The sequence below is a fragment of the Sphingobium xenophagum genome (assembly GCF_031457465.1).
GTDB classification, from domain to species: domain Bacteria; phylum Pseudomonadota; class Alphaproteobacteria; order Sphingomonadales; family Sphingomonadaceae; genus Sphingobium; species Sphingobium xenophagum_A.
Genome location: NZ_JAVDWV010000003.1, coordinates 40,252 through 57,678 on the forward strand (window position 1 = coordinate 40,252; position 17,427 = coordinate 57,678).

Annotated in this window: 16 protein-coding genes and 2 tRNA genes; 13 read left to right on the top strand and 5 right to left on the bottom strand. The window is 63.2% G+C overall.

Annotation, left to right across the window (positions count from 1 at the left end):
- Positions 1–114 precede the first annotated feature (114 nt).
- The 5 genes from trpD (at position 115) to J2W40_RS03375 (ending at position 4,522) form a co-directional block, all read left to right on the top strand.
- Positions 115–1,107, top strand: a complete 993-nt coding sequence (trpD, locus tag J2W40_RS03355) for an anthranilate phosphoribosyltransferase (RefSeq protein WP_310221994.1) — start codon at positions 115–117, stop codon at positions 1,105–1,107.
- Positions 1,104–1,895, top strand: coding sequence for an indole-3-glycerol phosphate synthase TrpC (gene trpC / locus J2W40_RS03360; protein WP_310221995.1), 792 nt, complete (start codon positions 1,104–1,106; stop codon positions 1,893–1,895). Before trpD ends, trpC begins: the two co-directional genes overlap by 4 nt.
- Positions 1,892–2,362: a cyclic pyranopterin monophosphate synthase MoaC gene (moaC, locus tag J2W40_RS03365; protein ID WP_310221996.1), complete on the top strand. Its 471-nt coding sequence runs from the start codon at positions 1,892–1,894 to the stop codon at positions 2,360–2,362. The genes trpC and moaC overlap by 4 nt, the downstream gene beginning before the upstream one ends.
- Positions 2,359–3,540: a molybdopterin molybdotransferase MoeA gene (locus J2W40_RS03370; RefSeq protein WP_310221997.1), complete on the top strand. Its 1,182-nt coding sequence runs from the start codon at positions 2,359–2,361 to the stop codon at positions 3,538–3,540. The genes moaC and J2W40_RS03370 overlap by 4 nt, the downstream gene beginning before the upstream one ends.
- A 94-nt stretch (positions 3,541–3,634) precedes the next feature.
- Positions 3,635–4,522, top strand: coding sequence for a hypothetical protein (locus J2W40_RS03375; protein WP_310221998.1), 888 nt, complete (start codon positions 3,635–3,637; stop codon positions 4,520–4,522).
- 306 nt (positions 4,523–4,828) lie between these two features.
- On the opposite strand, the gene J2W40_RS03380 is transcribed toward J2W40_RS03375, so the two are convergent.
- A complete protein-coding gene (locus J2W40_RS03380; RefSeq protein ID WP_409050335.1) occupies positions 4,829–5,725 on the bottom strand; it encodes an IS1595 family transposase in 897 nt (298 codons plus the stop codon).
- Positions 5,726–5,839: 114 nt separating this feature from the next.
- On the opposite strand from J2W40_RS03380, the gene lexA reads away from it, so the two are divergent.
- On the top strand, positions 5,840–6,511 hold the full coding sequence (gene lexA / locus J2W40_RS03385) for a transcriptional repressor LexA (protein WP_310221999.1): 672 nt from the start codon (positions 5,840–5,842) through the stop codon (positions 6,509–6,511).
- On the opposite strand, the gene J2W40_RS03390 is transcribed toward lexA, so the two are convergent.
- Positions 6,502–8,649 carry a ComEC/Rec2 family competence protein gene (locus J2W40_RS03390; protein WP_310222000.1) on the bottom strand — a complete coding sequence of 716 codons (2,148 nt, stop codon included), beginning with the start codon at positions 8,647–8,649 and terminating at the stop codon, positions 6,502–6,504. The genes lexA and J2W40_RS03390 overlap by 10 nt on opposite strands.
- Before the next feature lie 99 nt (positions 8,650–8,748).
- On the opposite strand from J2W40_RS03390, the gene gltX reads away from it, so the two are divergent.
- Together gltX and J2W40_RS03400 are read left to right on the top strand one after the other, a co-directional pair.
- A complete protein-coding gene (gene gltX / locus J2W40_RS03395) occupies positions 8,749–10,164 on the top strand; it encodes a glutamate--tRNA ligase (protein ID WP_310222219.1) in 1,416 nt (471 codons plus the stop codon).
- Positions 10,165–10,189: 25 nt separating this feature from the next.
- Positions 10,190–11,476 (top strand): citrate synthase, encoded by a 1,287-nt coding sequence (locus J2W40_RS03400; protein ID WP_310222001.1) that lies wholly within the window; start codon positions 10,190–10,192, stop codon positions 11,474–11,476.
- A gap of 141 nt (positions 11,477–11,617) precedes the next feature.
- On the opposite strand, the gene J2W40_RS03405 is transcribed toward J2W40_RS03400, so the two are convergent.
- The 3 genes from J2W40_RS03405 to J2W40_RS03415 form a co-directional block, all read right to left on the bottom strand.
- A tRNA-Ala gene (locus J2W40_RS03405) sits at positions 11,618–11,693 on the bottom strand.
- Between the two features lie 90 nt (positions 11,694–11,783).
- Positions 11,784–11,859: transfer RNA gene (locus tag J2W40_RS03410), tRNA-Ala, on the bottom strand.
- An 88-nt stretch (positions 11,860–11,947) separates the two neighbouring features.
- Positions 11,948–12,283 carry an FYDLN acid domain-containing protein gene (locus J2W40_RS03415; protein WP_037480080.1) on the bottom strand — a complete coding sequence of 112 codons (336 nt, stop codon included), beginning with the start codon at positions 12,281–12,283 and terminating at the stop codon, positions 11,948–11,950.
- 177 nt (positions 12,284–12,460) lie between these two features.
- On the opposite strand from J2W40_RS03415, the gene aroA reads away from it, so the two are divergent.
- The 5 genes from aroA (at position 12,461) to J2W40_RS03440 (ending at position 16,988) form a co-directional block, all read left to right on the top strand.
- Positions 12,461–13,771, top strand: coding sequence for a 3-phosphoshikimate 1-carboxyvinyltransferase (aroA, locus tag J2W40_RS03420; protein ID WP_409050337.1), 1,311 nt, complete (start codon positions 12,461–12,463; stop codon positions 13,769–13,771).
- The gene (locus J2W40_RS03425; RefSeq protein ID WP_037480075.1) at positions 13,768–14,016 is read left to right on the top strand and encodes a CBU_0592 family membrane protein; all 249 of its coding nucleotides are present in this window, start codon (positions 13,768–13,770) and stop codon (positions 14,014–14,016) included. Before aroA ends, J2W40_RS03425 begins: the two co-directional genes overlap by 4 nt.
- On the top strand, positions 14,013–14,648 hold the full coding sequence (cmk, locus tag J2W40_RS03430; protein WP_310222003.1) for a (d)CMP kinase: 636 nt from the start codon (positions 14,013–14,015) through the stop codon (positions 14,646–14,648). Before J2W40_RS03425 ends, cmk begins: the two co-directional genes overlap by 4 nt.
- Positions 14,649–14,818: 170 nt before the next feature.
- Positions 14,819–16,531 carry a 30S ribosomal protein S1 gene (gene rpsA, locus J2W40_RS03435; RefSeq protein ID WP_037480069.1) on the top strand — a complete coding sequence of 571 codons (1,713 nt, stop codon included), beginning with the start codon at positions 14,819–14,821 and terminating at the stop codon, positions 16,529–16,531.
- A 166-nt stretch (positions 16,532–16,697) separates the two neighbouring features.
- Entirely contained in the window at positions 16,698–16,988 is a 291-nt protein-coding gene (locus tag J2W40_RS03440; RefSeq protein WP_037480067.1) for an integration host factor subunit beta, read from the top strand.
- The last annotated feature ends 439 nt before the right edge of the window (positions 16,989–17,427 follow it).

The window sequence follows — 17,427 nt, forward strand, 5'->3', positions numbered from 1 at the left end:
TTCCAAATCTGTCGGCAATAGGAAATCATATTTCAAATTGTGCGGGAAAAGTGCGAAGTTAAGCTCTAACGGCCTCTCGACTTACCGGCCCTGTCCCGACTAAGGCGAAGCGTCATGACCCGCCTGCCCGACCCCTCCTCGCCGCTCGACGCGCAGGCCGCCGCCATCGCCTTCGACCTGCTGTTCGACGCGGACCTGCCGGAAGCGGAGATCGCGACCTTCCTCGTCACCATGGCCCGACGCGGCGAAAGCGCCATCGAAATCGCCGCCGCCGCCCGCGCCATGCGCGCCCGCATGATCCCGGTCACCGCGCCCGCCGGAGCCATCGACGTCTGCGGCACTGGCGGCGATGGCCATCATACGCTCAACGTCTCGACCGCCGTGTCGCTGGTCGTGGCCGCTACTGGCGTGCCAGTCGCCAAACATGGCAACCGCGCTGCCTCCTCCAAGGCCGGGGCCGCCGACACGCTCGAAGCCCTGGGCCTGAACCTCGACCATGCCGCCACCACCGCCGAAGCGACGCTCGCGGACTTGGGCATCGGCTTCCTCTTTGCCCAAAACTACCACCCCGCGCTCAAACGCCTCGGCCCCATTCGCAAGGCGATCGGTGAACGCACCATCTTCAACCTGATGGGACCATTGGCCAACCCGGCCGGGGTCCGCCGCCAGCTCGTCGGCATCGCCCGTCCGGCCTATGTCCCCATCTATGCCGAGGCGCTTGCCGAACTCGGCGTCGACCGGGCGATGATCGTGTCGGGCGACGAAGGCCTAGACGAACTCTCGCTCGCGGGCGGCAACGACATGGCCGAAGTTACCGGCCATCGCTTGATCGCGATGCACCGTATCACTGCCGCAGAACTTGGCCTGTCCACCCATCCGGTCGAAGCCATACGCGGCGGTGACGCGGCCCATAACGCCGCCGCCCTGCGCGCGCTGCTTCAGGGCGAAACCGGCCCTTATCGCGACGCCGTGCTGCTCAACGCCGCCGCCGCCCTTGTCGTCGCGGACGCCGTTACCGACCTTCGCGAAGGCGTCGACGAAGCCGCCGAGACGATCGACCGCGGCCTCGCCAACGCCCTGCTCAATTGCTGGATTGCCTACACATGACCAACAAGCTGATCGAGATTTGCGACTTCAAACGCGAAGATGTCGCCCGACGCAAAGCCGCAACCAGCATCGCCGCGCTGCACGCCCGCGCCAGCGAACAGACGCCCCCGCGCGGCTTCCGCAAGGCACTCGACGATGCGGCGCGCTCCGGCTTCGGCCTGATCGCGGAGGTCAAGAAGGCCAGCCCCTCCAAGGGCCTGATCCGCGCAGATTTCGATCCCCCCGCCCATGCCCAGGCCTATGCCGCGGGTGGAGCCGCCTGTCTGTCGGTGCTGACCGACGAACCCTATTTTCAGGGCCATGACGATTATCTGATGGCCGCCCGTTCGGCCTGCGCGCTGCCCGTGCTGCGCAAGGATTTCATCGTCGATCCCTGGCAGATACTCGAAAGCCGTGCGCTCGGCGCCGACGCCATCCTTATCATCGTCGCTGCCCTGGACGACGCGCAGATGGCGGAAATCGAGGATGCCGCGCTGGGCCTCGGCATGGACGCGCTCATCGAAGTGCATGACGAAGCCGAACTCGACCGTGCGCTGAAACTCCGCTCGCGCCTGATCGGCGTCAACAACCGCGACCTGCGCGACTTCACCGTCGATTTCGCCCGCACCTATGAACTGGTGGGGAAAGCCCCCGACGGCTGCACCTTCGTCGCCGAAAGCGGCCTGACCGGCCATGCCGACCTCACCGCCATGGCCGACCATGGCGTGCGCTGCTTCCTCGTCGGGGAGACGCTGATGCGGCAGGCCGATGTCGAAGCCGCCACCCGCCACCTGCTGACCGGCGCATGAGCCATCTCACCCACCTCGACCCAGACGGCGCCGCGCGCATGGTCGATGTGTCGGCCAAAGCCGTGACCGCGCGCGAAGCCGTGGCGGACGGCCGGATCGAGATGAGCCGGGAAGCCGCCGCCGCGATCCTCGCGGGCCTGGTCAAGAAAGGCGACGTCCTCGCCGTCGCGCGGGTCGCTGGCATCATGGCCGCCAAGCGCACCGCCGACCTCATCCCGCTCTGCCACCCGATCGCGCTCAGCGCCGTGACGATCGACTTTGACCTGGACGACACCGGCGTCCGCGTCACCGCGACAGCCCGCACCGCAGGCCAGACCGGCGTCGAGATGGAAGCGCTGACCGCGGCCTCCGTCGCCCTGCTGACCATCTACGACATGGCCAAGGCCATCGACAAGGCGATGGTCATCGACGGCGTCCGCCTGCTCAGCAAGACCGGCGGCAAGTCGGGCGACTGGCACAGGCCATGAGCCTGCTGCCTGTCGCACAGGCGCAGGCCCGCCTGTTCGCTCTGGCCGACCGGCTACCTGCCGAGGATGTGCCCGTTACGGCCTGTGCCGGACGCTGGCTGGCGCGCGATGTCATCGCGCAACGCACCCAGCCCTGGACCGACCTTAGCGCCATGGACGGCTATGCTGTGCGCGCCGCCGAGGCGCCCGGCCCGTGGCACGTCACCGCGACCAGCCGCGCAGGTGGCACGCCGCCCCCGCCCCTCTCACCGGGAGAAGCCTGCCGCATCTTCACTGGCGCGCCCTTGCCGGAAGGGGCCGACGCAATCCTGATTCAGGAAAATGCGGCCCGCAACGGCGACCACCTGACCGCCAGCGCCGACCCGCTTCCCCCCGGTCGCCACGTCCGCCCCGCCGCATCGGACTTCGCGCAGGGGGCGCCCCTGCTCAAGGCAGGCTCGCGGCTCGGCCCGACCCAGATCGCGCTGGCCGTGCTGGGTGGCCATGGCCGCTTGTCCGTCGGACAGCGGCTCAGGGTCGCGCTGCTCTCGACCGGCGACGAACTCGTACCGCCCGGCGCACCAACCCCGCCGGGCGCGCTCCCCTCGTCCAACGCCCCCATGCTCGCCGCGATGCTGGCCGCCTTGCCCTGCGACGTCATCGACCTCGGCATCGTCGCCGACGATCTCGACGCCATGGTCACAGCGCTCGATCGCGCCCGCCAGGCCGACATCATCGTCTCGACCGGCGGCGCATCGGTCGGCGATCATGACATGGTCCGCCCCGCCTTCGCGCAAGCGGGCGGTACGCTCGATTTCTGGAAGATCGCCATGCGCCCCGGCAAGCCACTGATGGCCGGACGGCTCGGCAAAGCGTTGTTCCTGGGCCTGCCCGGCAACCCCGTCTCGGCCTTCGTCACCAGCACCCTGTTCCTGTTACCGATGGTGCGCCATATGGCAGGCGCAAGCGCCCCGCTCCCCCCCTTGCACGAAGCCCGTCTCGCGTCCCCCCTCCCAGCCACCGGCGACCGCGACGATTATCTCCGCGCCTTCCGCAGCGAAGGCGGCATCGTCTCGGTCACCTCGCAGGACAGCGCCGCCACCGCCGCCATGGCCCTGGCCGATTGCCTGATCCTCCGCCCCGCCGGTTCACCCCCGGCCGCCATCGGCGACACGGTGCAAATTCTGCCCCTGCCGTAACTCACCCGGCGCTTCGTGATTATCCCCTTGGCATACGTGATTGACGCAAGGGCCTGAATCGGCGTAGCTTCTCCAATAAGGGGAGGCGTTGGTTATGGATTTGTCTTTAGACGAAACTGATAGGGGCGAATTGAGCCTCTATTTTGATACGCGCCCCGGTGAATTGGCTGATTTGGAGGTTGCCGCCGCCGCCGCGATCGAGTGGGCGCAAGGTATCAAAGCTGCAGCATCTGCCATTGACCCAAATTGCGATTATCGCGTCTCCTTGGTGGCTGCCAAACCAGGCTCATCCAACTGGATTGCCAAAATCGAGCAATCGAAGCCTAATCAGGCCGCGAAACGGGTGGCGCGGGGCTGGAAGAAAATACCGGTGATTATGCGCCTTGGCATCGGCTTGGCTGTTGTGGTGCCAACGACTGTAAAGCCGACGCTCGACTATTGGCTAGGAGATGACGGTTTCAGTGAAACCCAAAAAAGGGAAATGCTGGAGATTTACGAGAAGGCCAAAAGCAGCGAGCCGGTCAAAGGCCACCACAAAGCTATGTTCAAAATCGTCCAGCGGGACGAGAAAATAACAGGCGTGGGAACCGGCATGCCCCATGGCGAGAATTGGAAACCAAAGGCTTTAGTCCCGGCGGATCAGTTTGCGGAAGCTGACGGCCTTTTTGAATTACAAGAAGAGGCAGAAGATGAGAGAACGATCCCTCAAACGCTAGACGTAGTGCTTGTGACTCCCCGACTGGAGAACGCGCCGCGCGCTTGGACATTTCGCCAGGAAGGGATACCGGGCAATTTCAATGCCGTTATGAAGGATAAGAAATTTTTGGCCGCGCTAGAACGGAGCGCGGTCAGAGAGTCACTGCGGCTGAATATCCCAATGCGAATTAGGATGGAAATTAAGCAGCGCAAGACTGACGGGGAATGGAAGGTTATGCGTCAGGGCCGGAGCGTCGTTGAGGTGGTTTCTCCGCTGGTGGAATAGATTCTGGCTCACGGCCTAGAACCCACCCTGCTATGATCAGGGCCACTAGGGATACGCATCCGATAGCGAATGTCAGGATGGGCGCAATGTGCCAAAATGCGAGATAGCTAACGATCGTGGTCAGAGTGACCGCCAATCCAGAAATCCAAGCACGGGTGCTATCTCGACGTGATGATCTGGGTCGGGACATGGCGCTCTCCATATGCTAGAATCGCACGATGACAACCCTTAAGCAAGCCCGCGACGAGGGCAAAATCAAACAGTTCATCGCGGAACGGGAAGGCCAAAGCGCTGACCCGGACGCCTTCAACCGCGCCGTTCAGGCAATGGTCCAAAAGTCCCCAGCAGTTCCGAAAGCATCGTCTCCGCGCAATCCCGACGATTGAAGCGATATTCCGCTTCCTTCGCGTATTTCCACAGGTGCTTGCCCGAAACGTGGATATGGGTGCCGTTGATTGACCGCTTTAGCTGCGACCAGAAGCCTTCCACGCCATTGGTCGATACATGACCGCGCACATATTCCCCGGCGCTGTGATTGACCGTCTTGTGCCAATAGCCTTTGAAGTCGCCCAGATCGCTGTAGCTGATAAATTCGTCGGTATGGATTTCGGTGTGCGGCTTCACGTTGGCGAAGATATGTCCCTCTAAGGTCGAGCGCTTACGGTTGGGGATAACCTTGGTCACGATGTCGCCATTGCGCTCCATCATGCCCATGATTGCCGTCTTGTTGGCCTTGTAGCCCGTCCCTTTGCCTTTCGCGACGCCGCCGACGTAGGTTTCGTCAATCTCGACCGTCTTGAATGCTCCACCGATTGGATCTTCGCCATCAACGTCCGCCATATGCTCGCGGATCAGGTGCGCCATGCGCCAGGCTGTCTTGTAGGTGACGCCAAGCTGGCGCTCCAATTCCTTCGCCGCCACGCCATTGCGCGTCGTGGTAAACAGGAAGATGGCATAGAACCACATTTGCAGCGGCGTGCGCGTCTGCTGGAACGGGGTGCCGACCGTGGGGTGCAGGTGATGACCGCACCACTGGCACGAATAGGCACGCTCTGCCTTGATCCGAAACCACTTGGACGGGCGTTCGCAAGAGGGGCATTCAAAGCCCTGCCCAAAGCGGATTTCAAACAGGTGGTTCAGGCAGGTTTCATCATCGGGAAACTGCTTGAAAAACTGCGCGATCGTTTGGGGCTTCTTGCTCATGCCCATTATATAGCAGGAAGAATTACGTATGGGAAGGGGATAATCACCCGGCGCTTGACTAACCTTCATCTGTTTCCTATGCGTTCCTTATACGTTCCACGGAGGACCGCAGCCATGTTGACGCCCAAACAGCAGGAATTGCTGAGCTTCATTCAGACCCGCTTGGAAGAAGGCGGCGTGTCGCCCTCTTTCGAGGAGATGAAGGATGCGCTGGATCTGCGCTCCAAGTCGGGCATTCACCGCCTGATCAACGCGCTCGAAGAACGCGGCTTCATCCGCCGTCTGCCCAATCGTGCCCGCGCGCTCGAAGTCTTGAAGCTGCCCGATGCCATGCACCGCATCCCGGCCCCGATCATCGCGCCCAAACCCCAGATTTCGCAGCCGCAGCTCATCGCCGCAAATGACGTCATTGAAATCCCGATGCATGGCCGGATCGCAGCGGGCGTCCCGATCGAGGCGATGGAAGGACAGACGACGTTGTCCGTTCCCGCTGCGCTGCTCGGCGCGGGTGATCATTATGCGCTGGAAGTGTCCGGCGATTCGATGATGGAGGCCGGTATTCTCGACGGTGACTTCGCGCTGATCCAGCGGACCGAAGTCGCGCGCGAGGGCCAGATCGTCGTCGCCCTGATCGACGATAATGAAGCCACCCTCAAATATTTCCGCCGCGAAGGGCAAAGGGTGCGGCTCGACCCGGCCAACAGCGCCTATGAACCGCAAATCTACGACCCGCGCCAGGTCCAGATACAGGGCAAGCTCGCCGGGCTGCTGCGCCGCTATAATTGAGGTTGGGGCCGCGCATCGAACGGGCGCGGTTTCGACGGATCATATCGGGGCGATCGCTTGGGAATCGGCGCGATCCAGGGATGGGCATCGCCCGGCTGACGGACCGTGCGGACAGTGGCGTGGTCCAGATTGATGGCCATGCCGCCAGTCCGGGCCAACAGGCGGCGGTCGATCTTGAGCCAGCGCGGGCGGCACCAGCGCGGCAGACCGCGATCGGCAATGACGATATCAGCTGCCGCGCAATCGCGCGCAAAGCTTGCGCGCTCCACCAATGTATCGCTGCGGGTGACGAGCAGCCGCCAGGGCCGACCGCCCGCCATCAACCCGACCGCGCACAGATCGCTTGAACAACGCGCCTGCGGCAGTCGCGCGATCGGCTCCAGCGTGCCATCATAGCCCGCGCTTTCCGACAGAACATCGCGCACATAGTCGCCCGCGCCCGCGCGCAATATCGCCATACGGCCATCGGGCGTGCGCACCGCGACGTGGCGGCCATCACCGGTCACCAATATGTCGGGCGGCGACAGCAGCAATATCGTGATGACGCCTGCCCCCACAGGCCCCAGGCCCAGCCAACGCCACCGGCTGCGCCACAACAGGCACCAGAGCAGCCCCGCCATCATCCCTGCAAAAACGACCGCAGGCACCGACGGCGTCAACATCGTCGCCCAAGGACTGGCCGACACCCCATGGGCGATCATCAGCAACAGCGTCAGCGCCTGCTGCGTTAGCCACCAGAGGGGTGCGCCAAGGTCGATCAGGTCGAACAGCAATGCCAGCGCCTCCAGCGGCATGACGACAAAGGTGGTGAGCGGGATCGCGACGATGTTGGCAAAGGCACCCAACATGCCCGCCTTGTGAAAATGGAACAGCGCAATCGGCATCAGCACCATCTCGATGACGAAGCCCGTCGCCAATGTCACCAGCAACATCCGGCCGGTCTTGCGCCAGCGGGCCTCGTCCCGCGCAGCGGCAAAGGCGCGGAACCGCTTATGTTCGGCCAAGGCTACCAGCGCCGTGACCGCGGCAAAGCTCATCTGAAAGCTCGGCCCGACCAGCGCTTCGGGCCAGAAGAGCAGCACGATCAGCGCGCCCGTCGCCACCAGCCGCAGCGTGATCGCATCCCGCCCCATCGCAAGGCCACCCAGCACCAGCAGCGCCGCGATACACGACCGCACCGTCGGCACCTCGGCCCCCGTCAGAAGCGTATAGCCCACCCCGGCCAGCGCACCGCCCGCCGCCGCGATCAGCATCAACGGCCAGTCGAGCGCCGCCCGGCGGCTCAGCGCCATGACCCGCATCAACAAAAAGATCACAGCCCCGATCAGCGCCGTCACATGCAGCCCACTGATCGACAGCAGATGTGCCAACCCGCTGTTGCGCATCGCTTCGGCATCGGCCTCGGCGATCGCGCCCTGATCACCGGTCGCCAATGTGATCGCAATGCCCCTGGCCGGGTCGTCAATCTGATCCGCGATATGCGCAAAAAGCCGCGCCCGAAGCGGCGCTGGCCCGGTCGCGGGTTTCACCATTTCGATAGGTTTCAATGCCTTGCCGGTCGCCCCTATGCCCTGAAAATAGGCCCGCGCGGCGAAATCATACCCACCCGGCACGCTGGGCGGCGCGGGTGGCATCAGCCGGACGCGAAAGCGGATCGTCGCCCCCTTGCCCAGGCCTTCGGGCACATCGCTCTCGGCGATATTGATCCGGATGACCTTCGGCAGGGTCGGCGCGCCGACCGGGCGCAGCATCGCGCGCACCATCTGCTGGGCCGGAACGGCGCGCACCGACAGGACATCGCCCGTCACCTGCACGAACGTCGCCCGCGTCAGCGGCGGCTTCCCCAGCATCAGCGCCTTCCCCCAGATGAGAACGCACCCCATGCAGGCCAACACCCCGCCCGCCACCATCATCCGCCGCAACCGTGAACCTTCGGGCAGCAACACCCCCACACAGCCCAGCGCCAGCGCGCAACAACAAAAGGCCAGCCAAGCCATCCGGTGTGGCAAGGCGAACCAGGCCGCAATGCCGACCCCCAAGGCGATGGGTGCCCAAAGCGGCACCTGCTCCCGCTCATTCTCCAGCCAGCGCTCCACCGCCGCAAACCCGACGCGCAGGCGCCTAGCGACCTCGACCATAAGGGAGGTTTGTCGTGGCTCGAAAGCCATGCTAGGGGGCATCGCATCCATGGATCAGAAGGGCGAATGTCAGGCAATATGGCGGTGAACGCAACGGGAATGAACAAGCCGGTGGTGACCCGTTTCGCCCCCTCGCCAACAGGCTTCCTCCATATCGGCGGTGCCCGCACTGCCTTGTTCAACTGGCTGTTCGCCCGCCATCATGGCGGCAAGTTCCTGCTGCGGATCGAGGATACCGACCGCGCCCGCTCGACCGAGGAAGCGGTCGCCGCGATTTTCGACGGGCTGGACTGGCTCGGCCTTGGCGGCGATGAACCGGCCGTATTCCAGTTCGAGCGGACCCCGCGCCACGCCGAAGTCGCCAACGCCATGCTGGCGGGCGGCCATGCCTATAAATGCTATGCCACGCCGGAAGAACTGGCCGCTCTGCGCGAAGAACAGCGCGCCGCCAAGAAACCGATGCGCTATGATGGCCGCTGGCGCAATCGCGCGCCCGAAGAGGCACCCGAAGGCGCACCCTTCGTCATCCGCCTCAAAGCCCCGCGCGAAGGCGAGACAGTGATCGAGGATGCTGTCCAGGGCCGCGTCGTCGTACAGAATGCCGAGCTGGACGACATGATCCTGCTGCGGTCGGACGGCACCCCCACTTATATGCTGGCCGTGGTCGTGGACGATCATGACATGGGCGTCACCCATGTCATTCGCGGCGACGACCATCTCAACAATGCCTTCCGCCAGTTGTGCATCCTCCGCGCGATGGAGTGGGAAGAGCCGACCTACGCGCATATTCCCCTCATCCACGGATCGGACGGCGCAAAACTGTCCAAGCGCCACGGTGCGCTGGGCGTGGATGCCTATCGCGACGAGATGGGGATGCTGCCCGAAGCGGTGCTGAACTATCTGTTGCGCTTGGGCTGGGGCCATGGCGACGAGGAGTTCATCCCCATCGCCCGCGCCATCGAACTGTTCGATATTGCGGGCGTCGGCCGCTCGCCCTCGCGCTTCGACATCAAGAAGCTGGAGAATCTTAACGGCCATTATCTGCGCGAAGCCGATGATGCCCGCCTCGCCGCGCTGGTGGCGCCCCGTGTCGAAGCCCGGCTGGGCAAGGCGCTGCCGGACACCGGTCTAGCACTTTTGGGCGAGGCGATGCCTTCGCTCAAGCCGCGCGCTAAAACGCTTAACGAAATTGCGGAGGGCGCTGAATTTCTGTTCAAAAATTGCCCGCTGGATTTTGACGAAAAGGCGTCGGCTCTGCTAGACGACTCGGCACGCGCGCTGCTGGCAAAGACAGCCGACGCTCTCTCGACCACGCTTTCATGGACGGTCGAAGCGATCGAAGACGCGATACGCCGTGTGGCAGAGGATGCCGGTCTGGGACTGGGCAAGGTCGCGCAGCCCTTGCGGGCCGCGCTTACCGGGCGCACCGTCTCGCCGGGGATTTTCGATGTCCTCTTCCTGTTGGGGAAAGAGGAAAGCTTGGAACGGCTGACCGCTGTGGGCACGCACGGTTAAGTTGATGGCACTCAAGGAGAACAATATGTCGGATAATAATGCCACTTTGACCGTCGGAGGAGCGACGAAAGACTATGCCGTCATGGACGGTTCGGTCGGCCCCCAGGTCATCGACGTTCGCAAGCTGTACGCCAACACCGGCATGTTCACCTATGATCCGGGCTTCACCTCGACGGCGAGCTGCGAATCCGGCCTGACCTATATCGATGGCGACGAAGGCGTTTTGCTGCATCGCGGCTACCCGATCGGCCAGCTGGCCGAAGAATCCAGCTTCATGGAAGTCTGCTACCTGCTGCTGAACGGCGAACTGCCGTCCAAGACCGAGCTGGAAGACTTCATCACCACCATCACGCGCCACACGATGGTGCATGAACAGCTCACCACTTTCTATCGCGGCTTCCGTCGCGACGCGCACCCCATGGCGATCATGTGCGGTGTGGTCGGTGCCCTGTCGGCCTTCTATCATGACTCGACCGACATCAACGATCCGGTGCAGCGCAAGATCGCCAGCCACCGTCTGATCGCCAAGATGCCGACGATCGCGGCGATGGCCTATAAATATTCGGTGGGCCAGCCCTTCGTCTATCCGCGCAACGACCTGTCCTACACCGCAAATTTCCTGCGCATGACCTTCTCGGTTCCGGCGGAAGAATATATCCCCGATCCAGTGATCGTGGACGCCATGGACAAGATCTTCATCCTCCATGCCGACCATGAGCAGAATGCCTCGACCTCGACCGTGCGCTTGGCCGGTTCGTCGGGTGCCAATCCCTTCGCCTGCATCGCAGCCGGCATCGCCTGCCTCTGGGGTCCGGCGCATGGCGGCGCGAACGAAGCGGCGCTCAACATGCTGCGCGAAATCGGGACCGTCGATAAGATCCCGGAATATATCGCCCGCGCCAAGAACAAGGACGATCCGTTCCGCCTGATGGGCTTTGGCCACCGCGTCTACAAAAATTACGATCCCCGCGCGACGGTCATGCAGAAGACCGCCAAGGACGTGCTGGAGAAGCTGGGCGTTAACGATCCCGTCTTCGACGTCGCCAAGGAATTGGAGCAGATCGCCCTCAACGATCCCTATTTCATCGAAAAGAAGCTCTACCCCAATGTGGACTTCTATTCGGGCGTGATCCTGTCGGCGATCGGCTTCCCGACCGAGATGTTCACGGTGCTGTTCGCTCTCGCCCGCACCGTCGGCTGGGTGGCGCAGTGGAACGAAATGATCTCCGACCCAGCGCAGAAGATCGGCCGCCCGCGCCAGCTCTACACCGGCCCGACGCAGCGCGACTATGTGCCCGTCGACAAGCGCTGATCTGCGCTGAGGCTGAAACACGAAACGGCGCTCCGAAAGGGGCGCCGTTTTTCGTCGTGCGGGCAATATAGAAAGCGTGCGCGTCGCATCGGCAAGACGCAGCTATGCCGCGCCAGCCAGAACATCATCGATGTCGGAAAATGGTGGAGCCTAGCGGGATCGAACCGCTGACCTCCTGCATGCCATGCAGGCGCTCTCCCAGCTGAGCTAAGGCCCCATTTGGGCATGGCACCAATGGCCCGCCGCATGGATCGAACCCTGTCCGGCTGGCTCCATGAGGAACCAGGCCGCCGGTCGAATATAAGGATGGTGGAGCCTAGCGGGATCGAACCGCTGACCTCCTGCATGCCATGCAGGCGCTCTCCCAGCTGAGCTAAGGCCCCGTCACCATCATCAAGCGCCCTTGGGTTGGCGCTTGCGAGGTCGCTGCCATTAAGTCGCAGCAACCTCGTTGGCAAGAACAAAAATCAGTTAATTGTCATCGCTATCGTCGTCGCCCGCGGCTTCGACACCCAGGTCGTCGTCACCGCCCAGATCGACGTCATTGTCCGGCGAATCACCATCATCATCGACGTCCAGATCCAGGTCCAGATCATCGTCGGCCGTTTCCAGCTTGCCGTCAGCGGTCTCGATGACCTTCTTGGGCGCTTCTTCATAAGGAAGCGGCTGCTTCGACTTGAGAACCGGCTCCGGTTCCCAGGCCGCGTTGCAGTTGATGCAGACGACCGGATCGTCCTTGCCCAGATCATAGAAGCGGGTTGCGCATTTCGGGCAGGTCCGTTTCGTGCCCCATTCAGCCTTCACCATGTCCGGCCTGTTCCTTTTTAGATGCTCAAATAGACTTTACGCGGCGCAACGGCTGTTGCCCACGAAACGTCGCGCGCCTTGCCATAGCCCAAGCGCGCTGTCAAAAGCCGGGCGCATTTTTTCCCGCCAGACCAGACTGGACGAACCGTGACCGCTGCCGCCGAACTGCCCCGCCCGATGACATTCACCGCCGCACCCGCGCTTTCGGGCAGCGTGACCGTGCCGGGGGACAAGAGCATTTCGCACCGATCGCTGATGCTGTCGGCGCTTGCCGTGGGCGAAAGCCGCGTCGAAGGTCTGCTGGAGGGCGAGGATGTGCTGGCGACCGCCGCCGCCATGCGCGCGATGGGCGCGGACATTCAGCGCGACGCCGATGGCATCTGGCATATCCACGGTGTCGGCGTCGGCGGCCTGCTCCAGCCGGAGGGCGCGCTCGACATGGGCAATAGCGGCACGTCCACGCGCCTGCTCATGGGCCTGCTCGCCAGCCATGATCTGACCGCCACTTTCATCGGCGATGCGTCGCTCAGCAAGCGGCCCATGGCGCGCGTCACTGATCCACTGGCGCAGATGGGTGCCAGCTTCACCACCAGCCCCGGCGGCCGGTTGCCGCTCACGATGCGCGGTGCCTGCCCCGCCGTGCCGCTCGACTATCGCCTGCCCGTCGCCTCTGCGCAGGTGAAGTCGGCGATCCTGCTCGCGGGCCTCAACACGCCGGGCATCACCCGCGTCGTCGAACCGATCCCGACCCGCGATCATAGCGAACGGATGCTGCGCGGCTTCGGCGCTGACCTGACGGTCGAAGTGGAAGCCGACGGCACCCGCATCATCACGCTGGTCGGCGAAGCGGAATTGCAACCGCAGCAGATTATCGTACCCGGCGACCCCTCCTCCGCCGCCTTCCCGATGGTCGCCGCGCTGCTGGTGCCGGGGTCGCAAGTGACGATCGCCAATGTCGGCCTCAACACCACGCGCGCAGGCCTCATCGACCTGCTGCGCGAAATGGGCGGCTCCATCGAGGTCATCAACGCCCGCGAAGTCGGCGGGGAACCTGTGGGCGACCTGATCGTCACCGCTTCCGCCCTTCAGGGTGTCGAGCCAGACCCGGCCCGCGCACCCAGCATGATTGATGAATATCCCGTCGCTTTCATCGCCGCTGCCTTGGCGCAGGGCCGCAGCATCTTCCGCGGACTGGACGAATTGCGCGTCAAGGAATCCGACCGCATCGCCACCATGGCGGCGGGCCTCCGCGCGATCGGCGTTGCTGTCGAGGAACTGGAGGACGGCCTCATCATCGAGGGCAGCGGCGGCGCACCGCTCAAAGGCGGCGGGCCGACCGCCACCAAACTCGACCATCGCATCGCCATGAGCTTCGCCGTCGCGGGCCTGGTGTCGCGCGATGGCGTGACGATCGATGACATGCGCCCGGTCGCCACCAGCTTCCCGACCTTCACGGCTTTGCTCCAGACGCTGGGCGCGATGGCATGACCTTCGATTGGGCCAACATCATCGGCCTCGCGGGCAGCGCCATGATGGTCGTCGCTTATGCCTACAGCAACATCGCCAAGCAGATGAACTTTGTCTTTTTCAATCTGTTGAACCTTGTCGGTTCGCTGCTGCTCATCTGGTCGCTAACCGTACATTTCAACCTGGCGTCGATGGCGCTGGAAATCGTCTGGACCCTCATCGCCCTGCTGGGCCTCGTCAAAGCCATGAAAAGAAAATCCGCATGATCATCGCCGTCGACGGCCCCGCCGCATCGGGCAAGGGCACCATCGCCAAGGCACTTGGTCGCCATTACGCCCTGCCCGTGCTCGACACCGGCCTGCTCTACCGCGCGGTCGGCCTCGCCGTGCTGAAAGCAGGCGGCGATCCCGACATCGAATCCGACACGCTGGCCGCCTGCGCCTTTGACGATGAAACGCTAAACGACCCCGCCCTGCGCAGCGAGGCGGTCGGCAGCCTCGCGTCGCGCGTTTCCGTGCATCAGGCGGTGCGTGACGCCCTCGTCAAGCGACAGCGCGATTTCGCGACGCAACCAGGCGGCGCTATCCTCGACGGGCGCGACATCGGCACCGTCATCGCGCCCGATGCCCATGCCAAGCTGTTCGTCACCGCCAGCGTCCATGTCCGCGCGCAACGCCGCTATCAGGATGCGCTGTCGCATGGCGGCCATCCTGACATGGACAGCCTGATCGCCGACATCCAGGCGCGCGATACCCGCGACATGAGCCGCGACCATGCTCCCCTCAAAGTCGCCGATGGTGCGGACTTGCTAGACACCAGCGATTTGTCTATAGACGCGGCCGTCCGCCAGGCGATTGCGCTTGTGGACGCCCAGCTTGAAGGTCGCTCCAGAGGCTGACCCGTCAAGGTGTGCGGTATTCCGCACGCCCTTTTCGCTTTTCTCGTCTGCGCGTCTGCAAATGCCTTTGCGGTAACGGATGTCCCGGCCGCATGAGGCGTTCGGGACAGTTTGGCCAAAGACCATCGGATACAACCGGTTGGCCAGCAATGATGAGTGAAGGACTAACCATGGCCTCTACGGCATTCCCCACGCGCGACGATTTCGCCGCGCTTCTCAATGATTCCCTCGGTGGCGAGGACGGCGGCTTCGAAGGCCGCGTCGTCAAGGGCACCGTTACCGCCATCGAAAACGACCTGGCCGTCATCGACGTAGGTCTGAAGTCCGAAGGCCGTGTGCCGCTGCGCGAATTCGCAATGCCCGGTCAGAAGGCTGACATCAAGGTCGGCGACGAAGTCGAAGTCTATGTCGATCGCGTCGAAAACGCCCATGGCGAAGCCATGCTGTCGCGTGACCGCGCTCGCCGCGAAGCCGCCTGGGACAAGCTGGAAGCCGAGTTCACCGAGAGCGCTCGCGTCGAAGGCGTCATTTTCGGCCGCGTCAAGGGTGGCTTCACCGTCGATCTCGACGGCGCCGTAGCCTTCCTGCCCGGTTCGCAGGTCGACATCCGCCCCGTGCGCGATGTCACCCCGCTGATGGACATTCCGCAGCCTTTCCAGATCCTCAAGATGGATCGTCGTCGCGGCAATATCGTCGTGTCGCGCCGCGCCATTCTGGAAGAAACCCGCGCCGAACAGCGCAGCGGCCTCATCCAGACGCTGGCCGAAGGCCAGATCATCGAAGGCGTCGTCAAGAACATCACCGACTATGGTGCGTTCGTTGACCTGGGCGGCATCGATGGCCTGCTGCACGTCACTGACCTCAGCTACAAGCGCATCAACCACCCCAACGAGATGATCAACATCGGCGACACCGTGAAGGTGCAGATCATCCGCATCAACCGCGACACGCAGCGCATCTCGCTCGGCATGAAGCAGCTTGAGAGCGATCCATGGGAAGGCGCATCGGCCAAATACCCCGTCGGCGCCAAGCTGTCGGGCCGCGTCACGAACATCACTGAATATGGTGCGTTCGTCGAGCTGGAAGCCGGCATCGAAGGCCTGGTCCATGTGTCCGAAATGTCCTGGACCAAGAAGAACGTCCACCCCGGCAAGATCGTTTCGACCAGCCAGGAAGTCGAAGTTCTGGTCCTCGAAGTCGATCCCGAAAAGCGCCGCATCTCGCTCGGTCTCAAGCAGGCCCAGAGCAATCCCTGGGACAGCTTTGCCGAACGTCACCCGATCGGCTCGACCGTCGAAGGCGAAGTCAAGAATGCGACCGAGTTCGGCCTGTTCATCGGCTTGGACGGCGACGTCGACGGCATGGTTCACATGTCCGACATCGCGTGGGGCATTTCGGGCGAAGACGCACTGGCGCTGCACCGCAAGGGCGAGGCTGTTCAGGCTGTCGTTCTCGACATCGACGTCGAGAAGGAGCGCATCAGCCTCGGCATGAAGCAGCTTGAGCGTGGTGGTCCGGCCGCTGGCGGCACGACCGCTGCTGCTGCTGGCCTCAACAAGAATGCGATCGTCACCGTGACCGTTCTTGAAGTCCGCGACGGCGGCCTGGAAGTCCAGGCTGGCGACGATGGTGCCACCGGCTTCATCAAGCGCAGCGACCTTGGTCGTGACCGTGACGAGCAGCGTTCGGAACGCTTCCAGATCGGCCAGAAGTTCGACGCCATGATCACCGGCTTCGACCGTGCCAAGAAGCCCACCTTCTCGATCAAGGCGATGCAGATCGCCGAAGAGAAGCAGGCTGTCGCGCAATACGGTTCGTCCGACAGCGGCGCGTCGCTGGGCGACATTCTGGGCGAAGCGCTCAAGGCCAAGACAGAAGGCTAAGCCCTTTCGTCAAAGTCGAATAATTGGAAAAGCCCGCCGGGATCATCATCCCGGCGGGCTTTTCATATCCTTTCCGTATCGAAACAATCCCCGACCTGCGCGATTGTCAACGCCCTGTAAAAGCCCTATGATTAGGCAGGGAAAAATCAGGGGGCTCTGGAATTCGATGATCCGTTCGGAATTGATCCAGAAACTGGCTGACGAAAATCCGGGCCTGACGCTCCCGGAAGTCGAGCGAATCGTCGATCTCTTCTTCAAGGAGATTGTCGATCGACTGGCATCGGGCGGTCGTGTTGAACTGCGCGGCTTTGGCGCCTTCACTACCCGCGCCCGCGACGCACGAACCGGACGCAACCCGCGCACCGGTGAACAGGTGCCGGTCAGCGCCAAGCGCGTCCCCTATTTCAAACCCGGCAAGGAAATGCGTGAACGGTTGAATGCCGATCATGAGGATTGACGATTACGTCGCCCGGCGCTGACCATCAAATCGCGCTTGGCTCTGCCGATCCTCCCGACTATAGCCAGCCTTGGTAATGCGGGCGTGGCGAAATCGGTAGACGCAACGGACTTAGATCATTGAGTGCGCACAGGGAAATCTGTGACGTAGAACTGCTCAAATTCGGGGAAACCTTTAACATGGCAATCCCGAGCCAAGCCTGAAAGTCCGCTTTCAGGAAGGTGTAGAGACTAGACGGGCAGCACCTGCGCCCCGGCCTGCCGGGGCATGGTGAAGGGATAGTCCAGACCACAAACGCCCCTCCGGGCGGCGGCGAAAGCCGTAGCGGGTAAGAAAATCCGTCGGGCTTTGCCCATGGGGGTTCAAGTCCCCCCGCCCGTACCACCCCTTTTCCTCCGCGATAAAATTCCCCGTTCACTACGCGGAATTGTCATGTATG

Coding starts and splice junctions, on each gene's coding strand:
- trpD (WP_310221994.1), top strand. CDS start 115: ATGACCCGCCTGCCCGACCCCTCCTCGCCGCTCGACGCGCAGGCCGCC.
- trpC (WP_310221995.1), top strand. CDS start 1,104: ATGACCAACAAGCTGATCGAGATTTGCGACTTCAAACGCGAAGATGTC.
- moaC (WP_310221996.1), top strand. CDS start 1,892: ATGAGCCATCTCACCCACCTCGACCCAGACGGCGCCGCGCGCATGGTC.
- J2W40_RS03370 (WP_310221997.1), top strand. CDS start 2,359: ATGAGCCTGCTGCCTGTCGCACAGGCGCAGGCCCGCCTGTTCGCTCTG.
- J2W40_RS03375 (WP_310221998.1), top strand. CDS start 3,635: ATGGATTTGTCTTTAGACGAAACTGATAGGGGCGAATTGAGCCTCTAT.
- J2W40_RS03380 (WP_409050335.1), bottom strand. CDS start 5,725: ATGAGCAAGAAGCCCCAAACGATCGCGCAGTTTTTCAAGCAGTTTCCC.
- lexA (WP_310221999.1), top strand. CDS start 5,840: ATGTTGACGCCCAAACAGCAGGAATTGCTGAGCTTCATTCAGACCCGC.
- J2W40_RS03390 (WP_310222000.1), bottom strand. CDS start 8,649: ATGGTCGAGGTCGCTAGGCGCCTGCGCGTCGGGTTTGCGGCGGTGGAG.
- gltX (WP_310222219.1), top strand. CDS start 8,749: ATGAACAAGCCGGTGGTGACCCGTTTCGCCCCCTCGCCAACAGGCTTC.
- J2W40_RS03400 (WP_310222001.1), top strand. CDS start 10,190: ATGTCGGATAATAATGCCACTTTGACCGTCGGAGGAGCGACGAAAGAC.
- J2W40_RS03415 (WP_037480080.1), bottom strand. CDS start 12,283: ATGGTGAAGGCTGAATGGGGCACGAAACGGACCTGCCCGAAATGCGCA.
- aroA (WP_409050337.1), top strand. CDS start 12,461: ATGACATTCACCGCCGCACCCGCGCTTTCGGGCAGCGTGACCGTGCCG.
- J2W40_RS03425 (WP_037480075.1), top strand. CDS start 13,768: ATGACCTTCGATTGGGCCAACATCATCGGCCTCGCGGGCAGCGCCATG.
- cmk (WP_310222003.1), top strand. CDS start 14,013: ATGATCATCGCCGTCGACGGCCCCGCCGCATCGGGCAAGGGCACCATC.
- rpsA (WP_037480069.1), top strand. CDS start 14,819: ATGGCCTCTACGGCATTCCCCACGCGCGACGATTTCGCCGCGCTTCTC.
- J2W40_RS03440 (WP_037480067.1), top strand. CDS start 16,698: ATGATCCGTTCGGAATTGATCCAGAAACTGGCTGACGAAAATCCGGGC.